The sequence below is a fragment of the Amycolatopsis sp. 2-15 genome, assembly GCF_030285625.1.
Lineage (GTDB): Bacteria > Actinomycetota > Actinomycetes > Mycobacteriales > Pseudonocardiaceae > Amycolatopsis > Amycolatopsis carbonis.
Genome location: NZ_CP127294.1, coordinates 5906226 through 5926866 on the forward strand (window position 1 = coordinate 5906226; position 20641 = coordinate 5926866).

27 protein-coding genes and 4 pseudogenes are annotated in these 20641 nt (G+C 69.6%); 13 read left to right on the forward strand and 18 right to left on the reverse strand.

Annotated elements, in window-relative coordinates; translation table 11 throughout:
* Positions 1–134: 134 nt before the first annotated feature.
* A complete protein-coding gene (locus QRX50_RS29125; protein WP_285966334.1) occupies positions 135–1001 on the reverse strand; it encodes a manganese catalase in 867 nt (288 codons plus the stop codon).
* Between the two features lie 175 nt (positions 1002–1176).
* Here QRX50_RS29125 and QRX50_RS29130 point away from each other — a divergent pair.
* The 5 genes and pseudogenes from QRX50_RS29130 to QRX50_RS29145 all read left to right on the forward strand — a co-directional run.
* Positions 1177–1299, forward strand: a pseudogene (locus QRX50_RS29130) (DUF4383 domain-containing protein); the annotation flags it as partial.
* Between the two features lie 189 nt (positions 1300–1488).
* Entirely contained in the window at positions 1489–2679 is a 1191-nt protein-coding gene (locus QRX50_RS29135) for a zinc-dependent alcohol dehydrogenase (RefSeq protein ID WP_285966335.1), read from the forward strand.
* 332 nt (positions 2680–3011) lie between these two features.
* A complete protein-coding gene (locus QRX50_RS49785; protein ID WP_353074202.1) occupies positions 3012–3200 on the forward strand; it encodes a hypothetical protein in 189 nt (62 codons plus the stop codon).
* Positions 3146–3439 carry a peroxidase family protein gene (locus QRX50_RS49790; protein ID WP_353074172.1) on the forward strand — a complete coding sequence of 98 codons (294 nt, stop codon included), beginning with the start codon at positions 3146–3148 and terminating at the stop codon, positions 3437–3439. Before QRX50_RS49785 ends, QRX50_RS49790 begins: the two co-directional genes overlap by 55 nt.
* Positions 3440–3786: 347 nt before the next feature.
* Positions 3787–4020 carry a DUF2188 domain-containing protein gene (locus QRX50_RS29145; protein ID WP_285966336.1) on the forward strand — a complete coding sequence of 78 codons (234 nt, stop codon included), beginning with the start codon at positions 3787–3789 and terminating at the stop codon, positions 4018–4020.
* A gap of 367 nt (positions 4021–4387) precedes the next feature.
* Here the strand turns inward: QRX50_RS29145 and QRX50_RS29150 are convergent, their stop codons facing one another.
* Positions 4388–5032 (reverse strand): HSP18 transcriptional regulator, encoded by a 645-nt coding sequence (locus QRX50_RS29150; protein ID WP_285966337.1) that lies wholly within the window; start codon positions 5030–5032, stop codon positions 4388–4390.
* A gap of 100 nt (positions 5033–5132) precedes the next feature.
* Here QRX50_RS29150 and QRX50_RS29155 point away from each other — a divergent pair, with 100 nt between their 5' ends.
* From QRX50_RS29155 to QRX50_RS29165, 3 genes are all read left to right on the forward strand, one after another.
* A complete protein-coding gene (locus QRX50_RS29155; RefSeq protein ID WP_285966338.1) occupies positions 5133–5573 on the forward strand; it encodes an Hsp20/alpha crystallin family protein in 441 nt (146 codons plus the stop codon).
* A gap of 77 nt (positions 5574–5650) precedes the next feature.
* A complete protein-coding gene (locus tag QRX50_RS29160) occupies positions 5651–6079 on the forward strand; it encodes a DUF6292 family protein (protein ID WP_285966339.1) in 429 nt (142 codons plus the stop codon).
* Positions 6076–6525 carry a hypothetical protein gene (locus tag QRX50_RS29165; protein WP_285966340.1) on the forward strand — a complete coding sequence of 150 codons (450 nt, stop codon included), beginning with the start codon at positions 6076–6078 and terminating at the stop codon, positions 6523–6525. Before QRX50_RS29160 ends, QRX50_RS29165 begins: the two co-directional genes overlap by 4 nt.
* Positions 6526–6617: 92 nt before the next feature.
* Here QRX50_RS29165 and QRX50_RS29170 read toward each other — a convergent pair.
* Both QRX50_RS29170 and QRX50_RS29175 read right to left on the reverse strand, forming a co-directional pair.
* Positions 6618–6919, reverse strand: a pseudogene (locus QRX50_RS29170) (cbb3-type cytochrome c oxidase subunit I); the annotation flags it as partial.
* 112 nt (positions 6920–7031) lie between these two features.
* Positions 7032–7520 carry a hypothetical protein gene (locus QRX50_RS29175; protein WP_285966341.1) on the reverse strand — a complete coding sequence of 163 codons (489 nt, stop codon included), beginning with the start codon at positions 7518–7520 and terminating at the stop codon, positions 7032–7034.
* 53 nt (positions 7521–7573) lie between these two features.
* Here QRX50_RS29175 and QRX50_RS29180 point away from each other — a divergent pair, with 53 nt between their 5' ends.
* The 5 genes and pseudogenes from QRX50_RS29180 to QRX50_RS50445 form a co-directional block, all read left to right on the forward strand.
* Positions 7574–7783 carry a hypothetical protein gene (locus QRX50_RS29180; protein WP_285966342.1) on the forward strand — a complete coding sequence of 70 codons (210 nt, stop codon included), beginning with the start codon at positions 7574–7576 and terminating at the stop codon, positions 7781–7783.
* 8 nt (positions 7784–7791) lie between these two features.
* Positions 7792–7947, forward strand: a complete 156-nt coding sequence (locus tag QRX50_RS29185) for a hypothetical protein (RefSeq protein WP_285966343.1) — start codon at positions 7792–7794, stop codon at positions 7945–7947.
* Positions 7948–7958: 11 nt separating this feature from the next.
* Positions 7959–8147 (forward strand): Ppx/GppA phosphatase family protein, encoded by a 189-nt coding sequence (locus QRX50_RS29190; protein WP_285966344.1) that lies wholly within the window; start codon positions 7959–7961, stop codon positions 8145–8147.
* Positions 8144–8809 (forward strand): Ppx/GppA phosphatase family protein, encoded by a 666-nt coding sequence (locus QRX50_RS29195; RefSeq protein WP_285966345.1) that lies wholly within the window; start codon positions 8144–8146, stop codon positions 8807–8809. The genes QRX50_RS29190 and QRX50_RS29195 overlap by 4 nt, the downstream gene beginning before the upstream one ends.
* A gap of 12 nt (positions 8810–8821) precedes the next feature.
* Positions 8822–9007, forward strand: a pseudogene (locus QRX50_RS50445) (SDR family NAD(P)-dependent oxidoreductase); the annotation flags it as partial.
* Positions 9008–9553: 546 nt separating this feature from the next.
* On the opposite strand, the gene QRX50_RS29205 reads toward QRX50_RS50445, so the two are convergent.
* From QRX50_RS29205 to QRX50_RS29275, 14 genes and pseudogenes are all read right to left on the reverse strand, one after another.
* Positions 9554–9841: a gas vesicle protein K gene (locus QRX50_RS29205; RefSeq protein ID WP_285965890.1), complete on the reverse strand. Its 288-nt coding sequence runs from the start codon at positions 9839–9841 to the stop codon at positions 9554–9556.
* Positions 9834–10019 carry a gas vesicle protein gene (locus QRX50_RS29210; protein WP_285965891.1) on the reverse strand — a complete coding sequence of 62 codons (186 nt, stop codon included), beginning with the start codon at positions 10017–10019 and terminating at the stop codon, positions 9834–9836. Before QRX50_RS29210 ends, QRX50_RS29205 begins: the two co-directional genes overlap by 8 nt.
* Positions 10016–10785: pseudogene (locus QRX50_RS49795) on the reverse strand (GvpL/GvpF family gas vesicle protein). Before QRX50_RS49795 ends, QRX50_RS29210 begins: the two are co-directional and overlap by 4 nt.
* Entirely contained in the window at positions 10772–11149 is a 378-nt protein-coding gene (locus tag QRX50_RS29225) for a gas vesicle protein (RefSeq protein ID WP_285966347.1), read from the reverse strand. The pseudogene QRX50_RS49795 and the gene QRX50_RS29225 overlap by 14 nt, the downstream one beginning before the upstream one ends.
* Positions 11150–11152: 3 nt before the next feature.
* On the reverse strand, positions 11153–11482 hold the full coding sequence (locus tag QRX50_RS29230) for a gas vesicle protein GvpO (RefSeq protein ID WP_285965894.1): 330 nt from the start codon (positions 11480–11482) through the stop codon (positions 11153–11155).
* A gap of 6 nt (positions 11483–11488) precedes the next feature.
* Positions 11489–11755 carry a gas vesicle protein GvpG gene (locus QRX50_RS29235; RefSeq protein WP_285966348.1) on the reverse strand — a complete coding sequence of 89 codons (267 nt, stop codon included), beginning with the start codon at positions 11753–11755 and terminating at the stop codon, positions 11489–11491.
* Between the two features lie 4 nt (positions 11756–11759).
* Positions 11760–12545: a GvpL/GvpF family gas vesicle protein gene (locus QRX50_RS29240; protein ID WP_285965896.1), complete on the reverse strand. Its 786-nt coding sequence runs from the start codon at positions 12543–12545 to the stop codon at positions 11760–11762.
* Between the two features lie 5 nt (positions 12546–12550).
* A complete protein-coding gene (gvpJ, locus tag QRX50_RS29245) occupies positions 12551–12961 on the reverse strand; it encodes a gas vesicle protein GvpJ (RefSeq protein WP_285965897.1) in 411 nt (136 codons plus the stop codon).
* Positions 12958–14085 carry an SRPBCC family protein gene (locus QRX50_RS29250; protein WP_285966349.1) on the reverse strand — a complete coding sequence of 376 codons (1128 nt, stop codon included), beginning with the start codon at positions 14083–14085 and terminating at the stop codon, positions 12958–12960. Before QRX50_RS29250 ends, gvpJ begins: the two co-directional genes overlap by 4 nt.
* A gap of 5 nt (positions 14086–14090) precedes the next feature.
* Entirely contained in the window at positions 14091–14678 is a 588-nt protein-coding gene (locus QRX50_RS29255) for a hypothetical protein (RefSeq protein WP_285966350.1), read from the reverse strand.
* An 844-nt stretch (positions 14679–15522) separates the two neighbouring features.
* Positions 15523–17433: an amylo-alpha-1,6-glucosidase gene (locus QRX50_RS29260; RefSeq protein ID WP_285966351.1), complete on the reverse strand. Its 1911-nt coding sequence runs from the start codon at positions 17431–17433 to the stop codon at positions 15523–15525.
* Positions 17430–18731, reverse strand: a complete 1302-nt coding sequence (locus QRX50_RS29265; RefSeq protein WP_285966352.1) for an MGH1-like glycoside hydrolase domain-containing protein — start codon at positions 18729–18731, stop codon at positions 17430–17432. The genes QRX50_RS29260 and QRX50_RS29265 overlap by 4 nt, the downstream gene beginning before the upstream one ends.
* A complete protein-coding gene (locus QRX50_RS29270; RefSeq protein ID WP_285966353.1) occupies positions 18728–19525 on the reverse strand; it encodes a sugar phosphate isomerase/epimerase family protein in 798 nt (265 codons plus the stop codon). Before QRX50_RS29270 ends, QRX50_RS29265 begins: the two co-directional genes overlap by 4 nt.
* Positions 19525–20580, reverse strand: a complete 1056-nt coding sequence (locus QRX50_RS29275) for a zinc-dependent alcohol dehydrogenase (protein WP_285966354.1) — start codon at positions 20578–20580, stop codon at positions 19525–19527. The genes QRX50_RS29270 and QRX50_RS29275 overlap by 1 nt, the downstream gene beginning before the upstream one ends.
* Positions 20581–20641 lie beyond the last annotated feature (61 nt).

The following is a 20641-nucleotide window of genomic DNA, read 5'->3' on the forward strand; positions in this document are numbered from 1 at the left end:
TCGTCGGCCGGCGGCGGACATGCCGCGGTTACGCGCACCGCGAGCTGGCGCAGGATCACAACATCGCGCCGGGCCCACTCGGACACACCGTGTTCGGTGGGCGGCCCGGCTGGGCGCCGGGCCGCCGTGGGCGATCACTTGGCCTTGTTCTTGGCGGACTTCGCCTTGCCTTTCACCGTGCCTTTGGCGTTCTGCAGGGGTGCGTAGGTGCCGAAGAGCGCGGGGTCGGGCTTGGGCGCGGTGCCAGGGCCGCCGAGGGGTTTGGGGTCCATGAGGTATTCGATGGATTCTTCGTTGAAGGTCCAGCCGGCCTTGGCGCCGTCGGGGCCGTCGGACAGGTGCCAGACGGTGTTGTTGTGCTCCTGGTTCTCCTCGTCGAACAGTGCGTTCGGGGCGATGTCTCCTTCCAGGCCGTCGGCCTTGAGCTCCTCGATCGCGGCCAGCCACTGTTTCTGGTGGACGGTGTCGCGGGCGAGGTTGAACTGCAGCATGGCTTTGACGCCGGGGTCGTCGGTCATGGTGTAGAGCCGCGCGGTCTGCAACCGGCCTTGGGCTTCGGCGGCGGCGTTGGCGCGGAAATCGGCCAGCAGGTTGCCCGACGCCACGATGTACTTGCCGTTCCACGGTGTGCCGTTGCTGTCGGCGGGCAATGCGCCGCCCCCGGCGACGATGGCCTGCTGCGGATCCATCCCCCCGATCACCGCGGCCATCACCGGGTCCTTCACCGACTCGGCGGTCGCCGTGGCAGGTGCGCCTTCCAGGAGCCGGGCGACCATTGTGGCGAGCATTTCGACGTGGCCGATCTCCTCGGTCGCCGTGTCCATGATCAGATCCTTGTACTTGCCTTCGACGCGGCAGTTCCAGCCCTGGAACAGGTACTGCATGGTCACGGTCATCTCGCCGAACGCGCCGCCGATGAGCTCCTGCAGCTTGTGCGCGTACACGGGGTCCGGCTTCTCGGGCTTCGCTTCGAACTGCAGGAGCTTCGTGTGTCGGAACATCGAGCCAACCTCTTTCTCTGACGTGGCAACCGGCCATCTGCGGCCGCGGATCCGCCCGAGTGCCCGCCCCGAGGGGAGATAACCATCGCGAGCCCTCGGTATGACGGAACCGCTCGTCTGGCCCACCAGGATCAGCGGGTCATCCCCGGCGTCACGACCGACTACGACCAGATGGCTCATCGACCACGGCAGCGACGCCAACTTCGCCCCGTTCAACAACGCGGACAACTGGCTCCACCTCGGTCTCGGCATCGGCATGATCGCCCTCGGCCTGCTCACACCGCACGCCGACAGGGGGCCCGCCGCCGATGCGATCGTGCTGCTGAACGACGACAACAAGACCGTCGAGAGGCTCTCTGAAGCTGCACAGCGCGACAGCCTGAGCAGCCGACACGAGCCGGTTCCGGACAGGTGAATCGCGTTTGCTTCGCCGGTGGTCAGGAAATCCGGGAACCAGTTGGCTTTTTCCATGGTGAAAGGGAGCGCGATGAAGGCAGTGACCTGGCACGGTAAGCGCGACGTCCGCGTGGACACCGTGCCCGACCCGAGGCTCGAGGAGCCGACGGACGCGATCGTGCGGATCACGTCCACCGGGATCTGCGGGTCGGATCTGCACCTGTACGAGGTGCTCGGTGCCTTCATGACCGAGGGCGACATCCTGGGGCACGAGCCGATGGGCGTGGTGGAGGAGGTCGGCGCGGCGGTGACCGGGATCAAGCCCGGTGACCGTGTGGTGGTCCCCTTCAACATTTCGTGCGGCCATTGCTGGATGTGCGAACGTGGCCTGCAGTCGCAGTGCGAGACGACGCAGGTGACCAGCCAGGGTAAGGGCGCGTCGCTGCTCGGGTACACCAAGCTCTACGGCCGGGTGCCGGGCGGGCAGGCGGAGTACCTGAGGGTGCCGCAGGCCCAGTACGGGCCGATCAAGGTCCCGGACGGCCCGCCGGACGAGCGGTTCGTCTACCTGTCCGACGTGGTCCCGACGGCGTGGCAGGCCGTCGAGTACGCGGACGTGCCCGGCGGCGGTTCGGTCGTGGTGTTCGGGCTGGGGCCGATCGGGCAGATGGCCTGCCGTATCGCGCGGCACCGCGGGGCCGGCGAGGTGATCGGTGTCGACCTCGTACCGGAGCGGCTCGCGCGAGCGCGTTCGCACGGCGCCACTGTCCTTGACGTCCGCGACCACAAGGACATTGCCGAGTCGATCCGGCAGCTCACCGGTGGGCGGGGCGCGGACGCGGTGATCGATGCCGTGGGCATGGAGGCTCATGGCGCGCCGATCGGCCGATTGGCGCAGAGCCTCGTCGCCCTGTTGCCGCAGCAGGTCGGCGCGAAGATCACCGAGAAGGCGGGTATCGACCGTCTGAGCGTGTTGTACGCCGCGATCGACAGCGTGCGTCGTGGCGGCACGATCTCACTCTCGGGTGTGTACGGCGGGATGGTCGACCCGCTGCCGATGATGGAGCTGTTCGACAAGCAGATCCAGCTGCGCATGGGCCAGGCCAACGTGCGGCATTGGATCGACGACATCATGCCGGTCCTCACCGCTGACGGTGATCCGCTCGGGGTCGAGGGTTTCGCCACGCACAAGCTGCCACTGGCCGACGCGCCGCGGGCGTACGACATCTTTCAGAAGAAGCTCGAGGGCGCGCAGAAGATCCTGCTGCAGCCCGCCGCCTGAGCGCTGCACCAGTGGCACACACCGTCGATCCGCATCCGAAGAGGAGCGTGGCCGAAGCTGGTGGGGCTGGTCCAGCGCATCGCGTTGCACTCGTCGGTGCGCGGGCTCCGGCTCGCGCGCCACGTGTACTCGTGTTACCGGGCCGACGAGGCCCATCGGGGTCCCCGCCATGGCACGACCCGCTTCCTGGGGTCGTAGATCCCGGCAACTCAGCTGTGGCAAGACCTCATGTCGGCCGTCGCCCACGAGCTCGCGGGCGACGGCCGACATCGTGGCCCTCAAGGCGAAGGCCCTCGACTCCGACCTCACGACGCCCAGCTGGTCACGACCGCTTGGGCTTCCGCTCCACCGACAAGCGCGACGGTGCCAACGGCGCCCGCGTCGGCCTCGACCCGCAGCGCACCTGGGAGGTCAACCAGCCCGAGCAGCTCGCGCACGTCACGCAGGTCGTGGAGAACTCGAGGGCATCCAGCAGGAGTTCAACGAGGGCGGCGGCGCGAAGGTCTCGCTCGCCGACCTGATCGTGCTGGCCGGCTCGGCCGCCGTCGAGATGGCGGCGCGCGACGCGGGCATCGAGGTGACCGTGCCGTTCCGCCCGCGCCGCACCGACGCCCCCAGGGCCAGACCGATGTCGAGTCCTTCGTTGTTCTTGAGCCGCGCGCCGACGGCTTCCGCAACTACCTGCGTTCGGCACCCGGTGGAAGGCATCGGAGTCCGGCGAGAACGTCTACGAGATTCGCGACTCCTACCGACGAGCTGAAGTGGACCGCCACCGCGGTCGACCTCGTCTTTGGCACCAACTCCCAGCTGTGCGCCCTCGCCGAGGCCTACGCCAGCCAGGACGCCCAGGAAAAGCTTGTGGCCGACTTTGTCGCGGCCCGGACCAAGGTCATGGAACTCGACCGGTTCGACCTCGCCTGATCCCAGCGGCACTGAAGGGGCCGGCCGACACACCCCGGTCGGCTGGCCCCTTCAGCAGGCCGGGCCGGCACGTGCTGGTCGGTGTACTTCTCCGCTGCCCGAACGCAGTTTCTCGACCCATGCGCGTGTGACGCGGTCGGCAAAGGGTATCCAGGCCCCACCGGATTAAGGGAGGAGGCCCGTCTCATGGACGGCGATGTCGAGACGTTCCACGAAAACGGCTTGTGGAAGAACAAGATCGACGGCTACCGGCGCGCATCGAACACGTTCAAAGATCGCACGACAGCCGTGAAGACGGGGCGGCACATGGCGAAGGCCCGCCGCGTTGCCCACCGCGTGCGCGACGAGCTCGGCTCCCTCGTCAGCCACGAGGACTACCGCACCCACCACAAAGGTGTACGGGTGGAACCGAGTTCCTGACCGCGCTTCCCGGCTCCGTCATCCATTCAGGACAGTAGTTGCGGCGCTGGGTGTTACTTGTACGCGCAGTCCGCGCGGGGCTGGAGACCACTCCTGGCAACGAACCGCTCGTTGTCGTCGACGGGCTGCTTGCGTGGGTCGCCGATGCGGTCATGCACGAGGTAAGGGGCCCGGTCGCGGGCGGGGCGCGCACGAAGCTGGGCGATGGGCCGCGGCGCCGGTCGCTGACCGGCTGCCGCGGTTTTCACACCTGCCCGGCCACGGCGCCTCGGCCGCGCAGGCTCCGGAATGACGCGACGCCACCGGTTCTTGCCGCAGCCGAAGCCGTACGTGAGCAGTGTGGGTGGCTCGTCGCCGCGGCCGGTGGTCACTCCGCTGGTCCGGGAGTGCTTCCTCCGTCCGGCACGCCGCCGGTGGTCCGGCGTCGGCGATCGGAGATCGCCTGGTCTCGCACCCGGCTGCTCTCCGCGCCGATATCGACGACGCGGTCGGCGAGGTCGGCGTGCCCGGCCACGAGGTGGCGGCGCGTCGCGGCGAGCGGTTCGAGCAGTGCCGACGCGTCGTCGGCGGCCAGGGCTCGCTCGACACCGGCCGCGGCTCGCCGGCCCGCGGCGGACATGCCTTGGGCCGCGGTGACGTGCGCGGCGAGCCGGCGCAGGACCACGGCGTTGCGCCGTGCCCATTCCGACACCGCGCGGTCGCCGGCTCGGCGGTCGCGCTGCGCGTCGATGCGGCCCTCACCGGTGGCTTCTCCGGTGGCGGAGGGCTGCAGCCGCAGGTAACGCCGCTCGGCTGCTTGCCGGCTCGTGACGCCGAGCGACGGTGCCAGCGCCGCCCAGCTCACGCCGGCCACGCGTGCCGCGGTGATGAGCTCCGGCTCCCACTCGGCGAGGCTCGCCCGCAGTGCGTGCAGCGCGCTGAGCGCCGCGAGCAGCTGCTCGGCGTCCGCGCCGCCGGCACGGACGTCCGTGACGGCTTGGCCGACGAGGGCCAGGACACCCGCTTCGTCCATGTCAACCTTCCGATGACTTACTGCTTGTCAACGTCTCGATGACATGTTAGAACAGTTCTGCGCGTTGACAAGTCCGATACGACTGCAGGAGGTGGAACCGATGTTGATGCGCACTGATCCGTTCCGCGAGTTCGACCGGCTCACGCAGCAGCTGCTGGGAAGCGGGTCGCCCGGGACGTGGTCGCGGCCCGCCGCGATGCCGATGGACGCCTACCGTGCCGGCGACGAGTTCGTGGCCTGCTTCGACCTCCCGGGTGTCGATCCCGAGGCGGTCGAGCTCGAAGTCGAACGCAACGTCCTGACCGTCAAGGCCGAGCGGCGTCCGCTGCCCACCGGTGACGACGCGCGGCTGCAGGTCTCAGAGCGGCCGTATGGCGTGTTCTCCCGGCAGCTGCTGCTGGGCGATGGGCTCGACACGACCCGGATCTCCGCCGCGTACGAGGCAGGTGTGCTGACCGTGCGCATCCCGGTCGCCGAAACCGCCCAGCCGCGCCGGATCACGGTCTCCTCCGGTGCGGACCGTAAAGAGCTCACTTCCTGACGACGTCATTGCAGACCGCGAGGGCCGGGCCAGGCGTTTGGCCCGGCCCTCCCGCACGAGAAAGGATCCCAGTTCCCGTGACCGCATCGATCGACATCCCGACCGGCCACCACCCCGCGGCACCCGCCTTGACCGCGTACCTGCGAGCCGTGACAGCCGAACTCGGCATCGGTCTCGAGTCGTGCACGCTGGACCACGCCTCGCCGCTGTCGGCCTACCTCGCGCTCGACCAGCGGCACCCGGCCTACCCCGACCGCGATTTCGCGCTGCTGTGGGACGAGGAGCATGGCTGGGCCGCCGCCATCGAGACCCACTCCGGGGAAGACCTCATCGTCGTCCGATACCTCGACGGCACCGTCGCACCGCCGCCGGAGCGGGTGGCCCGGTTCACCGAAGCCGTGCTGGCCGACGACCACACGGTCGGCACGCCCGATCCGCCCCGCCTCCGGGCCGCCGGACGGCCCGAGGAACTGGCCGGTCTGCTCGACGGGAGGCGGAAGCCGTGACCACGTTGCCCCTGCCGGAGAGCTTCGCGCTCACGTTGCGCGGCTACGACCGCGAGCAAGTGGACGAACGGCTCGCCGAGCTGCACGAGGACCTGCGCCTGCTCGCCCTGGACCGGGACGCCGCGCAGTCCCAGGCCGAATTCCTCGCCACCCGGCTCGCGCAGGCTCGCACGGAGATCACCGCGCTGCGTGGTCAGCTCGACCGCCTCTGCCGCGCCCCGGCGGATCCGGCCGCGGTCGGTGCGAAGGTGAGCCGCTTGCTCGCCTTGGCGCAGTCGGAAGCCGACGACCTCGTCCTGGTGGCTCAGCACCGCGCAGCGGCCATGCGTGCCGAAGCCGAGGACGCTGTTCGCCGGACCCAAGCCCAGCTGCGCGCGATCGACGAAGTCCTCGCTGACGCCGAATCGGTCCTGGACGAAGGGGACACGCTGCACATGGCGGCTTGATCGGATAGCCCGATGTCCGATGTGGATTCTTCGAGTGCGGTCGGCTCACGGTGCGGGCGATGCCTGCTGTGCCAGGGCAGCGTCCTCGGCCGGTTCCAGGTGAGCAGCGGCATCCACCACATCGTCATGCCCGGGGCGCGCAGGCAGACGATAGTGGTGGTCCTGTTGACCGCCCCGAGGATCGTCCCGAGCCCGGAGACGATCAGCCCCGTGATCCACAGGTCGGCGCCGACGCCGGGGGGAAGGCGACGTCGGGCTATCCGATCTGCAGCGGCAGGATGTAGTAGGCGAAGCCGAACACGATGGGGGTCGCGTACAGCAGCAACATGATGGTGCCGTGCATGGTGACCAGCTGGTTGTATTGCTCCTGGGACAGGAACTGCGGGATCGCAACCGGTTCCGACGCCGCCTCGTACGGAAGCGAAAGCCTCAGGGCTGGGATGCCCGGGTTCGCGTACGGACTGGCAGCCGGGCGGCCGGATATCGGCGCGTATGCGCGTGGCAGGTCACTCCCGCCCGGCGATCCGGTTGATGGCCGCGGCGACCAGCTCCGGCTCGGCGACGGTCGCGGTCAGGGAGGGGTGGCGGACGAGGACCCATGGGTCGATGCCGGGAATCGGCCTGTGGAACCGGATGCAGACAGCGTGCTGGCTCGTCGTGCCGAGTGTGAGGCCGTGGTCGGCGAGTGAGAGGCGGGCGCCGAGGCCGCGCAGAGCGTTGAACGGGCCGGTTGTTTCGGCGCCCGCCAGATTGCTCAAGGGAGTCGTGACCACCCAGGGGCCGAGTCGCACCCGCAGGCCGTCGGTGTCCAGCCGGAGGCCGTTGCGTTCGCCCAGTAGCCGCCGGATCCACGGCTGGGTGGCGGCGAATTTCGCCCGCAGCCGGTAATGCACGGCAGTCTCGGTGGGGCTCGGGCCAGGTTCGCGGCGTGCTGTGGCCCGCCTGGGCTCCGTGCCGTCCTCGAGGACTGTGTGTCGTTCGGGCTGCGGGTGCATGAAGCCTCCTTCAGGACGAGACGGCGTACGAAGCCGCCCGCTGGGACTACCCGGTGATCCGACACGAAAACCCGCCGGCCCGAGTGAAACTCGCTGTGCTGGACATCGGGTCGAATTCGGCCCAGCTGCAGGGGGTGGACGTGTTCCCCGGGGCCCCGCCGCTGCCGGCGCACGCGGTGAAGGAACCGACGCTGCTCGCCGAAGAACTGCACCACGACGGCGCGCTGAGCGAGACTGGGATCGAACGCGCGACGATCGCGTGACTCGCGCTGTGGACCAGGCGGTGCGGCTCGGCGTCGACCACCTCTACCCGTTCGTCACGGCGGCGGTGCGCGATGCGACGAACGTTGACGAGGTCATCGACCGGATCGAGGCGGCATCCGGGATCCGGCCCCAGTTCCTCTCCGGTGAGGAGGAGCGCGGCTGACATATTTCGCTGTGCGCCGCTGGTTCGGCTGGTCGGCCGGGCGGCTGCTGCTGATCGACATCGGCGGCGGGTCGATGGAGCTGGTGCTCGGCCGGGATGTGGAACCCGAGCTGGCGATCTCGCTCCCGCTGGGCGCGGGCAGGCTCACACGGGAGTTCCTCACCGCCGATCCGCCGATCCGCCGACGAGCAAACAGGTGAAGCGGCTGCGCCGGCATGTGCAGGACACGCTGTCCGAAGTCCTCGGCCGGGTGCGGTGGGAAGGCCCGCCGCGCCGGGCCGTCGCCGCGTCCAAGACAGTCAAGCAGCTGGCCCGGCCGTCCGGTGCCGCGGCGCAGCGCAAGGGGCCGTTCGTGACCCGGGAGCTCACGGTCGCGGCCCTGCGGGAACGGATCCCGCAGCTCACCGAGGCGACGGCGGCCGACCGCCCTCACCTCCGCGGCATTTCGCGCTCGCGCGCTCGGCAAGCCGGCGTGCTCGGCGCCGAGGGGGCCCTGTCCGTCGAGGTCTGCCCGTGCGCACTGCGCGAGGGAATCATGCTGCGGCACCTGGAACGCATCGCGGAAACGCCGGCCCTGCTGCTTCTGCCGCTGACCCGGCACCCGGATGCCAGGGCCCGCCCCCTCCACCCGTCGAGGAACGGCAGGCGCCTTCCTGAGCAATCTGGCCCAGTTCGGTGCTGGGGGCGCCGGGTATTCGGCCCGAACGAACCGATACGCACAGGAGCACCGATGGCCGAAGATCGACTGCGTCCGCCGCAGCAGCAAGAGCCGCCTGAGCTGACCGAGGAGATGGACCCCGGCCTCGGGACACGATGGCGGACTACGAGGACCGCGGGTAGTGGACCGGGCTCAAGGCGCTGATCGCCGGCGGGGAGCGGCTCGGCCAACGGCTTGCGCGGCAACAAATCCCTCATCGACTACTCCGCGACCAAGGGTGCGGTCCATGCGTGGACGATGGCGATGGCTCAGGCCCTGGCCGGCCGCGGCCTCCGGATCGACTGCGTGGCGCCGGGCCCGGTGTGGACGCCGCGTCGATCGTGTCGAGTCGGGGAAGGGCACGCCCTGCTCAGGTCTTCGACGCAGAAGTGGACGCTGTCCGGGTCGGCGAGAACGACGACGTCCGCTTCGGATGGCTGGAGGTCCCAGCCGAAGCGGACGTCGATTTGCAGTCTGGAGTATTCCTCCGCGAGCGATTCGCTGGACATGCGGCCGAGCGCGTGGCCGAACGTGTCTGCGTGTCGAGGGTGCGCCAGCGAGCATCCGCCCATTCCTCGGTGTTCGCGAGGTTGAGGGCCGCCGCCCAGAACGCGGCCGCGCGGCAGATCGGCAAAACCAACAACCGGAAAACATCGGGCAGGAGCCCGAAGCTAGTGGCCGAACCTCTCTGTCACCCGCTCTTGACGTGCTCTACTTACCTCACGCTCCGGACTCCCGCCCAGAGGGGTCTGACAGATGTCCCGAGTGGGCGCGAGCCGGCGCGGCCGCCAAAGCGCGGCACACGATCATGCTGTTTCCGGTGATGAGCCTGAGCCTTGTCCGGTGGCCACGCGCCGGTCGGCGAATGTCGATGAGCGGGGACCAGAGGGGGAGCGTGAGCGGGCGCCGCTATTCGTCGGGAAGCAGAGACCCCAGCGGTCCGAGATCGAGGTTCAGTTCGCGGCGGTCCAGCCCGAAGTGATCGCACAATTCGTCCATGCGCAGATCGAGGTACATCAGCGTCTGTCCGATCTCTTCGACTTTGTCGTCGTCCAGGTCTCCGTGGTCGACTCGGCGCAGCGCTTGGCGCTCCATGAGCTGGCGCAGTAGTTCGACCACTGTGAGCACCAGGCTGACGAGGCTGCGTTCCGCGGTCTCGGGGTCGGCGTTGATCCGGTTCTCCTGCTCGTTATTCATGAGGGGCCTGCAATGCCGTGATCGACGTGATCAGGGTGCGCAGGGAGACGTGCACGAGATCGACGTCGGCGATCGACAGGGTGATTTCGCCGCTCACCACGACCCCGCCCGCGAGTACGCGGTCGAGCAGGTCGATCAGGGCGACGTTGCGGTTCCCGGCACGCGCCGGCAAGGTCATGATCCCTCCAGTGAAGAGAACGAGTACGGCGGCCACGGCCCGGTCAGTCGCACGGAAAGCAGCTCGCTGTCCCGACCGCAGGCTTCGACCGCCTCGGCGAACCGCGCGGTGTGCGCGCTGTCGACGAGGTAGGCGCCGTTGAGGACCATTGGCCCGTCCTCTCCGGCCAGCGTCCGGCTCTGTGGGGGGTGAGTGCACGCGTCCTTCGCCAGCTCGGCCAGCGTCGTGTGGATGCGGTTCACCTCGTCGGCTGCTTGCTGCTGGCGGTTTTCGCGCGACGCCAGCGCGGTCCGCCGGCGCGCCAGGTACGCCATGCCGGCGCCCTTGCCCGGTGTCGCGGCCGGCGCTTGTTCCGGTTCGGCTTCGAGGAACGCCTTCACGCCCCATTCGATGCGTCCCGAGACGTGCTCGAGCGTGCGCTCGAAGTCGTCGGCCCGCTCCTCGACCGCCGCCCGCACCGAAGCGTCGTCGTGGTACACCGTCGCGAGGCGGATCGGCACCACGGGCCCCTGTCGACGAGCGTCGCGATCAGCGTGTCGTGCGCTCGAGCCACGGTGGCCAGCCAGTCGAGGTCCTCCAGGTTGTGCCGCAAGGCTTCCTCGCCGAAGGAGCTCAACGGCACGTCCCCGGCCACTGCGGCCAGCGCACCGGCCTCGATGACGCGCGGTGCCTCGGCAGTGACCCCGCTCAGCCCGTCCAGTAGCCTCGGCGCGTTCGCGCGGGTCACGGCGTACAGCCAGACACCGGTCTCGTCATTCCCGGTCATCGTCCTCCTCGTCCCCGTCGCCGCCACCGTCCTCGATGGACTTCGGCGAACGCCCCGATTCCAGTTCGGTGATGCGCGCTCGTAGCTGCCGGTTCTCGTTCTGCAGTTTTCCGTTGTCGCCGGTGAGCCATGGATCGTTCTCCCACCAGTTGATGCCGACCTCGCGGGCGGTTTCCAGCGAGGCGATCACGAGCCGCAGCTTGATCGTCAGCAGTTCGATGTCGAGCAGGTTGACTTGGATGTCGCCGGCGATGACGAGTCCCTTGTCCAGGACCCGCTCGAGGATGTCGCCGAGGTTCGAGGACTGGCCGCTTGGCGCCCCGAGGCCGCCCTGGGACCGGGTGGCCGGTTGTCCCGATTCCATCTCTCAGCTCCCCTCGTTGCCGGTGCCGGACTTTCCGCGGGCGTAGCGCCTCGTGCGGTGGAACGCGAGCAGGTCGCCTTCGGCGTCCAGCTCGATTTCGTACAGCGCCAGGATGTCGGCTGACGAGGGGATGCGGTGTTCCTCGATCACCTCGACCTCCACGATCCAGCCGTCTTCGACCGGTTCGATCGACGTGACGCCCACGGGTTCGTTGGTGATCAGCTCGGCCAGCTGACGCACCGCCGCGGCGGCCGCGGTCGAGGCGACCAGCCCGTCGCGCTCTGATCGACGGCGGGCCGATGGGGCCCGGCCTTCACCTTTCGCGATGGCCATCGGCCGTCACCTCTTCCTTTCGTCACTTCGGCGCACGGGCCGGCTCGGCGGGGAGGCGGTGAGCCGGCTCAAGGCCCGTTGCTGCGCCTCGGCTTCTTCTTCGGCTGAGATCTCGCCGGCGGCCCGCGCCTGCTCCGCCGCCTCCAGCTCACGCCGGACCGACGCCGGGTCGTGCAGTTCTTCGTCGACCCGTCGCCGGATCAGCTCGCCCAGGGCGAGGACCCCGCGCACCGGTGCCAGCGGCAGGCCGACGATTCCCGACAACAGACCCATCGCCTTACTCCGGCGTCCGTGTGACGACGAAGTCGTACGCTGCGAGTGGGCCGAGCAGGCGGACCGCGACGCGGCCGTCCCATTCCGTCGCGAGCTCGCCGATGGCGGCTTCGAGGTCGTCCTGCCGGTCGGTCTCGGCCAGCACGGCCAAGTGCACTGCTTCCTCGTCGTGGGTCGGCTGCCGCGGCGCGAACTCCGCGACCAGCTCGGTCAGCGCGTCGGCCACCAGTTGCGTGTCGACCGCGCGCTTGGCCTCGATCGCCTGGGTGATCTGTTCGCCCAGTGCCATGCGCTCGTTGCGGGTGGCGTCCTCGGGCTTGCCCCGGATCGCCTCCGCCAGCTGGGCCATGCGGTCGTTCTCGGACAGGATCTCCCGCAGGATGGCCTGCTCGTCGTAGCGCGCCCGCACGACGTACTCCGCCATGCCCTCCAGCTGTTCCAACGCGGCGGTGAAGTCGTCGCGGTTCGCGTCGAGCAGCTCGTCGACCACTGCCCGCTCGTCCGCGACCACCGCGCCGAAGCGCAGCGGCAGCACCGGGACCTCGGCGGCCGCGGAGTCGAGCAGACTCGCGTGCGCGGACAAGTCCTCGGGCCGGCCCAGTGGTGCGTCCCGCGGGATTTCGCTGACGAGCGCGGCGATCGGGCCACTGTGCACTGTGGTCACCTCGGCAGGTGGATCTCCCACTCCGCGTGCGTCGTCGTCGATCTCGACGTCAGCGGGCAGGATGCCGTAGACGTAGATCGCTGTCTCGGTCCCGATCTCGGTTCCGGTGTCTGCTTCGGCGGCCACCGGCCTCACCGTCCTTTCCGGCCGCGGCTCACGGGTTCTTCCTCGTCCTCGTCCTCGTCCTCGTCGTCGCCGAGGATGCCGCGCAGCTTGTCGCCGGCTGCGTCGAGCGCACCGCGGGTCTTGGCCTTGGCGCCGCCGGAGGTCACGTCCTCCAAAAGGTCGGGCAGGCCCTTCTGCTCGGTGCCCGAGATGTCCAGGCGGTTGACCGCTTCCGCGAACCGCAGGTAGGTGTCGACGCTGGCCACCACGATCCGGGCGTCGATGGTCAGCAGCTCGATGCCCACCAGGGACACCCGCACGTAGGCGTCGATCACGAGACCCTTGTCCAGGATCGTGTCGATCACGTCGGCGAGGCTGCTCGAGGACGGCCGGTCGAGGCCACCGCCCCCACCGGAGGGCTGTATGGCTGTCGTCATCGCTTGCTCCCTCGACTTCTGCCGGCGCCCGCACGGGCACGGCCACGGCGCGGCCGCTCTTCTTCGGGCTCCTCGTCGGTGTCTTCCGTGGTCTCGTCGCTGTCTTCGGGCTCCTCTTCCTCCGGCTCCTCTTCGGACTCTTCCTCAGGCTCCTCCTCGGACTCCACGTCCTCGTCCTGCTCGGAACCGGTGTCGGCGGCCTCCTCGTCCTGGTCGGGGGCGCTTTCGTCGCGGTCGGTGTCCTCGTCCTCCTGCTCGACGACCTGCCCGTCGTGGATCTCGCCGTGCCAGCCCTCGATGTCGTCGGGGTTGAGCAGGTCTTCGGTCATCACGTGGCGGCGGAAGTGCTTGAGCTCCAGCCGCGCCCGGCGGCCCTGGGCCCGCCAGATGTTGCCGGTGCGCTCGAACAGGCCCTGGGGGTGGTAGGCGAGGACCAGCACGACCTTGGTGAGGTCGGGCGTGAGCTCGTGGAACGTCACCGCGCCATCGACGTGGCCCTTGGCTCCCTTGGAACGCCAGACGATCCGCTCAAACGGCACCTGCTCCAGGATGCTGGCCTCCCAGGTGCGGTGCGACCAGAAAACCTGCGCCTTCCACTCGGTCTTCTCGTCGCTGACCTGTTCGACGTTGTTGACCTTCTTCATGAACGCCGGGAAGTCGGTGAACCGGGTCCACTGGTCGTACACGAGGTTGATCGGCGCGCCGATGTCGATCTCCTCGACAATATTGGTGAGCTTGATCTTGGCGCCTTTGCCGCCACCCCCACCCCCACCGCCGCCGCCGAAGGCGTTCTTCGCCTTCTCCGCGATACCGGAAAGGCCGCCCTTGACGGCGCCCATCATCGCCTTGCCCTTCACGCTCGGCTTGCCGCCGGTGGCCGCTTCGAGCAGTCCGCCACTACCGCCGTCGGCGAAGTCGGTCAGCCGCCCGGCGGTGGACGTGATCCGCTTAATGACCGCACTCGTCGCGCGGCCCATCGCGGCCTGCCCCAGGCCCCGCAGGGCGTCGGTCAGCTCACTCGTGTCGCCGCCGGTCGCCTTCGAGACGGCGCCGGTGGCCTTGCCGGTCGCTTTGCCGGCCGTGTCCGTCACCTTGCCGGTGGTGTTCTTCAAGGTCTTCGTCACCACGGTCACCTCCTCGCCCGGCGGACGGGCGAACGCCGGGTCGCGGTGCGCGTGCCGCTCGAACCTTCGTCGTCGTCCTCGGACGACGCGGCCGAACGCCGGCTAGACGATCGCCGCCGCGGAGGCCGTTCGACGCTCTCGCCCTCGTCTTCGTCCTCGCTGGCCTTGCGGCTCGACGCACGCCGTCGCCGGGGCTTCGCGGGCTCGGGTTCCTCCTGGTCTTCGTCCTCATCCACGACTTCGGCTTCGTCTTCGGGCTCGTCCTCGGCATTGCCGCGAGACTTCTTGCTGCGCGTGAGCCCGCCGCCGTCCTGGAGACGTCCGCTGAGCGCTTCGATCTTCCCACTGGCCGCCGTCACCGCAGCGGACTTCGCCGCGGTGAGCAGTTCGTCGCGCGCCAGCGAGGTCAGCTGCCCGACCTCGGCCGATGAACTCAACTGCTTGAGACCACTTTGGACGAGTTTCGTCGGCGACACCCCGGACCGGCCGGTGGCACCGGCGGCTGCGATCATCAACGCCAAGCGCATCTTCTTCGTGCGCCCCAGCATGTAACCGGCCGCGACGCCGAGCGCCATCCGCGTTCTTGCTTTCATTCACTCCTCCTGACTCTTGCGGCAGCGAGTTCCACGCGACCAACCCGCATGCCCCCCGAAAGGAAGGCGAACAGGGATTTTGGCTGCGTCACCCAACTCAGCTACCCGCTTCGAGGGGGATGAAAACGCGATCAAGGAAAACAAATTTCTCCCTTACCGGGCAGGGATAGGACAGTTCACGGAAGCAGTTCCGAAGATCATTTAATTGGTACTGGCGAGTAGCTTTCCCGTGAAAAAGAGGCCTGGCCTGCGCGCTGATCGACAGAACGCCCGAACTTATGCACGTGCTATTTGACTTGCCCGTAAGACCATTGCGCAAACGGCGCAGAATTGCCGTCCACCGGGCGCAGCATGGAAATGCGCCGTTCGGCCCAGCAACGCGGTGCCGCCACGCAGAGTCCACACGCGCTCACGCCGGCTGTTCGATACGGCCCCGGCTGGCATGCCGCGCGGGTGACGTACGCACTGAACCACGGCGACGGGCACGACGAGCCGAGCCGGTCACGCTCTCCGCGGACACCGGACTGAACACGCCACGAGGATGCCGACTTGCTGCCACCGGCGACGTACACACCGGCGACGTACACAAGTGGGACGTACACAAGTGGTACGCCTTGGTTACCGACGATTTTTGCCCGCCGGCTGTTGAGACGAAGTGGGTCGTGACCGTCGAGCGCGACGAGGGATCGACCCGCAGCCAGACTCGCACCTGGGTGTGGTGCACGTCCGAGGTGTACGTGAACGACGTGCGGCTGGACAGGTACGAGTCTGGCCAGCGGCCCTTCTTGCGCAACTTGCACCGAAGGGCGGCCGGAGACTTGCAACGGGCATCACGCCGGGAGGCTCACGACCAAGCACTGTCCTCTTCGGATGAACCCAGCGCCGTGGCGATCAGCAACGGGGCCGCCGCCGCCCACGCCTGCGGGGAGGCCGAGTGCGGATACCGCACCGGGCGCGGGATTTCGCTGCGCGCGTAGCCGGTCATCACTTCGGGCAGGCGGTTACCGGGCTGTCGTGCGGCCGCAGCGAGGAGGCCTTCGGCGAGGTAGGTGGCTTCGGCGGTGAGTCCGGCCCGGGCGAGGCCGGCCACGGCGATCGCCGTGTCGTGGGGCCACACACCGCCGTTGTGATAGGAGACCGGGTGGTACGGTATTTGTCCCGCCGCGAGTGTCCGCACGCCCCAGCCGGAGAAGAACGCAGGCTCGGTCAGGCGGTGTCCTACCTGCTGCGCGCGCCCGGCCGGCAGGATTCCCGACCACAGCACGTGTCCGGCGTTGGACGCCAGTGCGTCGACCCGGCGGCGCCGGCCGTCGAGGGCCAGCGCGACGAAATCCTCGCCCGGTAGCCAGAATTCGGTCTCGAAGTCGGACCGCAGGCGGGCCGCGCGGGCGAGTAGCCGGTCGGCGAACGCCGGGTCGTGCCAGACGTCGCGGGCCAGCTCCGCGGTCGACACCAGGGCTTCGTAGGCGTAGCCCTGCGCCTCCGACACCGCGATCGGGCCCGTCGCGAGCTCGCCGTTGGCGAAGCAGATCGAGCGCGCCGAGTCCTTCCAGCACTGGTGGACCAGTCCGGGACCGTCCGTGTGATACACGAGGTAGCCGTGCTCGGCCAAGCCGCCGTGGCCGAACATCCAGTCGACGGCCGCTCGCGCCGCGGCCTCCAGCTCGATGGCCACGCCGTTGCCCGCGACGCGCCGGTGGCGGCCGAGAAGCACGAGGAAAAGCGGGGTGGCGTCGACGGTTCCGTAGTACTGCCCGTAGGGCACCTGCCCGAAGCGGCTCAGCTCGCCCCGTCGCACCTCGTGCACGATCTTGCCCGGTTCTTCGATCCGGGCCGGATCGAGAACCTGGCCCTGAACCGCCGCGAGCGCGCGCAGGGTGTGGGCCGCGAGGTCCGGCGAGTACGGCAGCGCCGAGATCGACGTGATCAGGCTGTCGCGGCCGAACAGTGTCAGGAACCACGGCACGCCCGCGCCGGGGATGCGCAGGTCCGGACGGCCCGGCGCCGGCAAGCGCAGGTTCGCCAGATCGGCGAGCCCTGCCTCGACGGCGGAACGCAGCTCGGGCCACGCCGGCACGGTCACACCGGCGAGGAACTCCTCGGTGTCCGCCTGGGCTTCTCGTACGACATCGGCGAACACCGCGGGGTGCGCACCTGGATCCGGCACGGGCTCGCCTTCTCCGGCGAGCACCTCGACGCGCAACGACACCTCGCCGTGCGGCGGGAGCTCGAGCGTCCAGCCGATCTGCCCGTCGGCGACGACAGGCTCGGCCGAGGCGCGCAGGACTGTCCACTTGCGATAGTCTGCGCGCTCGTAGGCGAGTAGCACCTCGCCGTGTGCCCGAGTGATGGACGAATGCTTTCCCGGCCGCTCGTAGTGTCCGGTGCCGCGCAGCTCGAACTGGTCGGCGAAGTCGGCCGCGAACCGGAACGACACCGTCACCGTGCCGGGCACCGCGAGGTGGCTGCGCACGCGGATATGCTCGACGAGCGTGCCGGCGCCGAGCGCCTGGTCACGGAACACGGTGTAGCCGGGGTCGTCGTGTCGCGCCGTCGCCGGAGTGAGGATCGTGCTTGTCGAGTGCCGGTCGCGGCTCTCGTTCAGCACGCGCAAGGCGGCACCGCCGGCTGAGAATTCCCAGTGTGAAAGGTGCCTGGTGTCGTCGAGGTAGAAGCCTTCGGTTCCCGCCGTGGCGTTGGCCGCGTCGCCGGTGATCAGGAAGGTCGTGCCCCGCACGAGGGTGTGCGCGCTCATGCGGCCCGCCCACCGGCCGCGGGTGCTTCGAGGAGGTCGATCGCGACCGCGGCCGTCCAGCTGAAGTCGTCGCTGCCGTGTCCGGTGCCGCTGAGGGGGTCGACGTACTCGCGGAAGCCGGCGAGCCGGATCGCGTCGAGCATGCCGTCGCGCAGGCGGCCCGCGAGCTGCGCGTGCCGCTGCCCGCGCAGGCCGTGCCAGATCAGCCACCCGGTGTTGAACCAGGACGGGCCGCGCCAGTAGCGCGCCGGTTCGAAGTCCGGGGCGGTGAGGTCGTAGCTCGGGATCGGGCTCAGCTCACCGAGACGGAAGTGTTCGCCGCGCGCGGTCTTGAGGAGTTCCTCGACCACCGGCAGACCGGGCACGATCAACGGGACGAGGCCGCCGACCGTCCGCTTGCGCAGCAACGATTTCGTGTGCGCGTCGCGGGCGAAGAACAGGCCCTCTCCCGGGTCGTACAGCAGATCCATCAGCGACGACGTGAGCGCGGCCGCCCGCTCGTGGTGCGGAGCCGGGTCGGCGCCCAGTTCGCCGGCCATCGCCGCGAGTGCCGTTTCGCCCGCCGACAGCAATGCGTTCGTCAGCGGGTCTTCCACCGCGAAGGCGGCTCCGCCGAGCGTGTCGGCGAAGCCCGCGTCGCGGTAGTCCGCGGCCAGTCGCACGTAGCGGCCGTAGTCGAGGTCGGTGGGCCGTTCGCCCGCCCCGGTGTGCCCGAGGTCGCGCCGGACGAACGTCGCGGCGGAGACCGGCAGCACGCGCCCGAGCGGCTCGTCCCAGCTCGGGCTGTTGTCCAAACCGGACTCCCACGGGTGGATCACGCACACCAGCCCGCTTCCGCCGAGGTCTCGACGGTCGAGCAGGTAGTCGTGCCAGCGCCGCAGCCGCGGGTAGAGGCGCCGCAGGAACCCGCGGCGCTCCGAGGTGACGGGGTCCGCGCGGTGCACCTCCCACGCGGCGAGCGCGTGGACCGGCGGCTGCACGAGTCCCGAGGTCACGAGCCCGGTCTCGGCGTGCCGCGCGCCCGGGCCCCAGAAGTCGGGCCCGGGAAAGTAGGCGTCGGCAGGCACCGCGGGATTGAACACGATCTGCGGCACGCGCCCGTCGGCCCATTGCGCGCCGAAGAGGGACTCCAGTTCCCGTTGCGCCCGCACGGCCGACAGGTGCCGCAGCCCCAGCGCGATGAACGCCGAGTCCCAGCTCCACTGGTGCGGGTACAGGCCCTGGGCGGGCACGGTGAACCCGCGGCGCCAGTTGGCGAGCAGGATCCGCCGCGCCCGCCGGGCGAGGTCGTCGGTCATGCGAGCCGTCGCAGGAACGGTGGCACGGAGGCCACCGCGTCCGCGGGTTCCCCTCGCAGCCGGCTTTCCAGCGCCAGGTCACCCTCGTAGCCGATGGCGGCGAGCGCGCCGAGCACCGCCGGCCAGTCGAGGTGGCCGGCACCGGGCTGGAGCCGGTTCGAGTCGCTGACCTGCACGTGGCCGAGGTAGCGCGCGAACCGCACGAGCGAGTCCGCGGGGTCGTCTTCCTCGATGTTCATGTGGTAGGTGTCCGCGCCGATGCGCACGGAGTCCAGGCCCACCTCGTCGATCAGCGAGGCCGCCTGCTCGAGGCGGTTGACCATGTGGTCCTCGTAGCGATTCAACGGTTCCAGTAGCAAGAGCACCCCCTCGGCCTTCGCGTGCTCGCCGAGTTCCGTGAGACCGGCCAGGAGAACCTCGCGGTCTTCCTCTTCGGAGCGCGGCGGCTCGAACGGCGGCAGCCGACGCGAGAACATGCCGTAGGACGCCGGGGTCATCGCCCCGATCCCGCCCAGCTCGGCGGTCACCGAGAGCTGCGAGCGCATCTGCTTGATCGCGTCGGCGCGCAGGTCGGGGTCGAAGGCGCCGAAGAAGTGCAGCATGTCGACGCACACGGTGCGCATGACCACGCCGTTGCGCGCGGCGCGGTGCAGCTCCGGCAGGCGCTGCTGCAGCGCGAAGTCCTTCTTGCCGCGCAGCTCGATGGCGTCGTACCCGGCCGAGGTGGCGAACTCCCACTTCTCTTCGAGAGTGTCGCCGGGCAGCATCTGTTCCTGGCAGGCGAGTTTCAACATCAGTTCTCCGTGTAGTCGAGGACGACTTGCAGGGCTTCGGCCGGGCGTTCGTCGAGCAATTCGTAGGCCCGTTCGACCTCGCCGACCCGCACGCGGTGGGTGACGAGCCGGACCGGGTCGACCACCCCGTCGGCCGCGAGCCGCAGGAAGGTGCGGTTCATCCGGTCCTGGTCCCAGCGGCCCGCGAGCCGCCACGGCACCCCGCCGATCTGCGAGGCGACGATTTCGACGCGGTTGTGGTGGAACTCCTCACCGAGCCGCAGGGCGGTGCCGTCGCCCTGGTAGAAGCCGGCGGCGACCACGCGCCCGCCGACGCCGACCGCCCGGACGGCTTCGTGCAGTGCGCGGTAGGTGCCGCTGAGCTCGATCGCGACGTCGGCGCCGTGGCCACCGGTCGTCGCGCGGACCCGTTCCGCGGCACTGGCGGTGGTGACGTCCACCGTCTCGACCGCGCCGAACTCCTGCGCGATCGCGAGCCGGGAGCCGATGGCGTCGCACGCGATGACCCGGCCGCCGTTGAGTGTGGCCATTCGCGTCGCGAGCAGGCCGATCACGCCCTGGCCGAACACCGCCACGGTCTCGCCGAGGTGGACGTCGGCGCCGAGTACGCCGTTCAGCGCCACCGCACCCACGCGCGCGAACGACGCCGCGAGCGGGTCCAGCCCCGCCGGCACGACGTGGTCGGCGAGCTTGGCGGCCGGGACGACCGCTTCGCTGCGGTGGCCCCAGATTCCCCACACCACCTCGCCCACGGCCGGCACCCCCTGCGTGCCGGCGACGTCGGGGGAGACCTCGACGACCTCGCCCACCTCGGAGTAACCCCAGCCCACGACCGGATAGGTCTGGCTCACGTCCCCCTCGACGAACAGCCGTCGCTGGTCGTCCCAGACGCGGGTGAGGTACGGGTTGGTGCCGCGGTAGGCCGTCAGCTCGGTGCCGGCCGAGATCCCGGAGTACAGGGTGCGCACCCGCACCGACCCGGGTCCCAGCTCTTCCCGCTGTGTTTCGACCACCTCGACCCGGCGAGGGCCTACGAACTGAACCACCGTGCCCACCAGGGCCTCCTCCGACCACCTTGTCGATCATTTATGGCTATCCGCCGAGCAGAAGCTACCC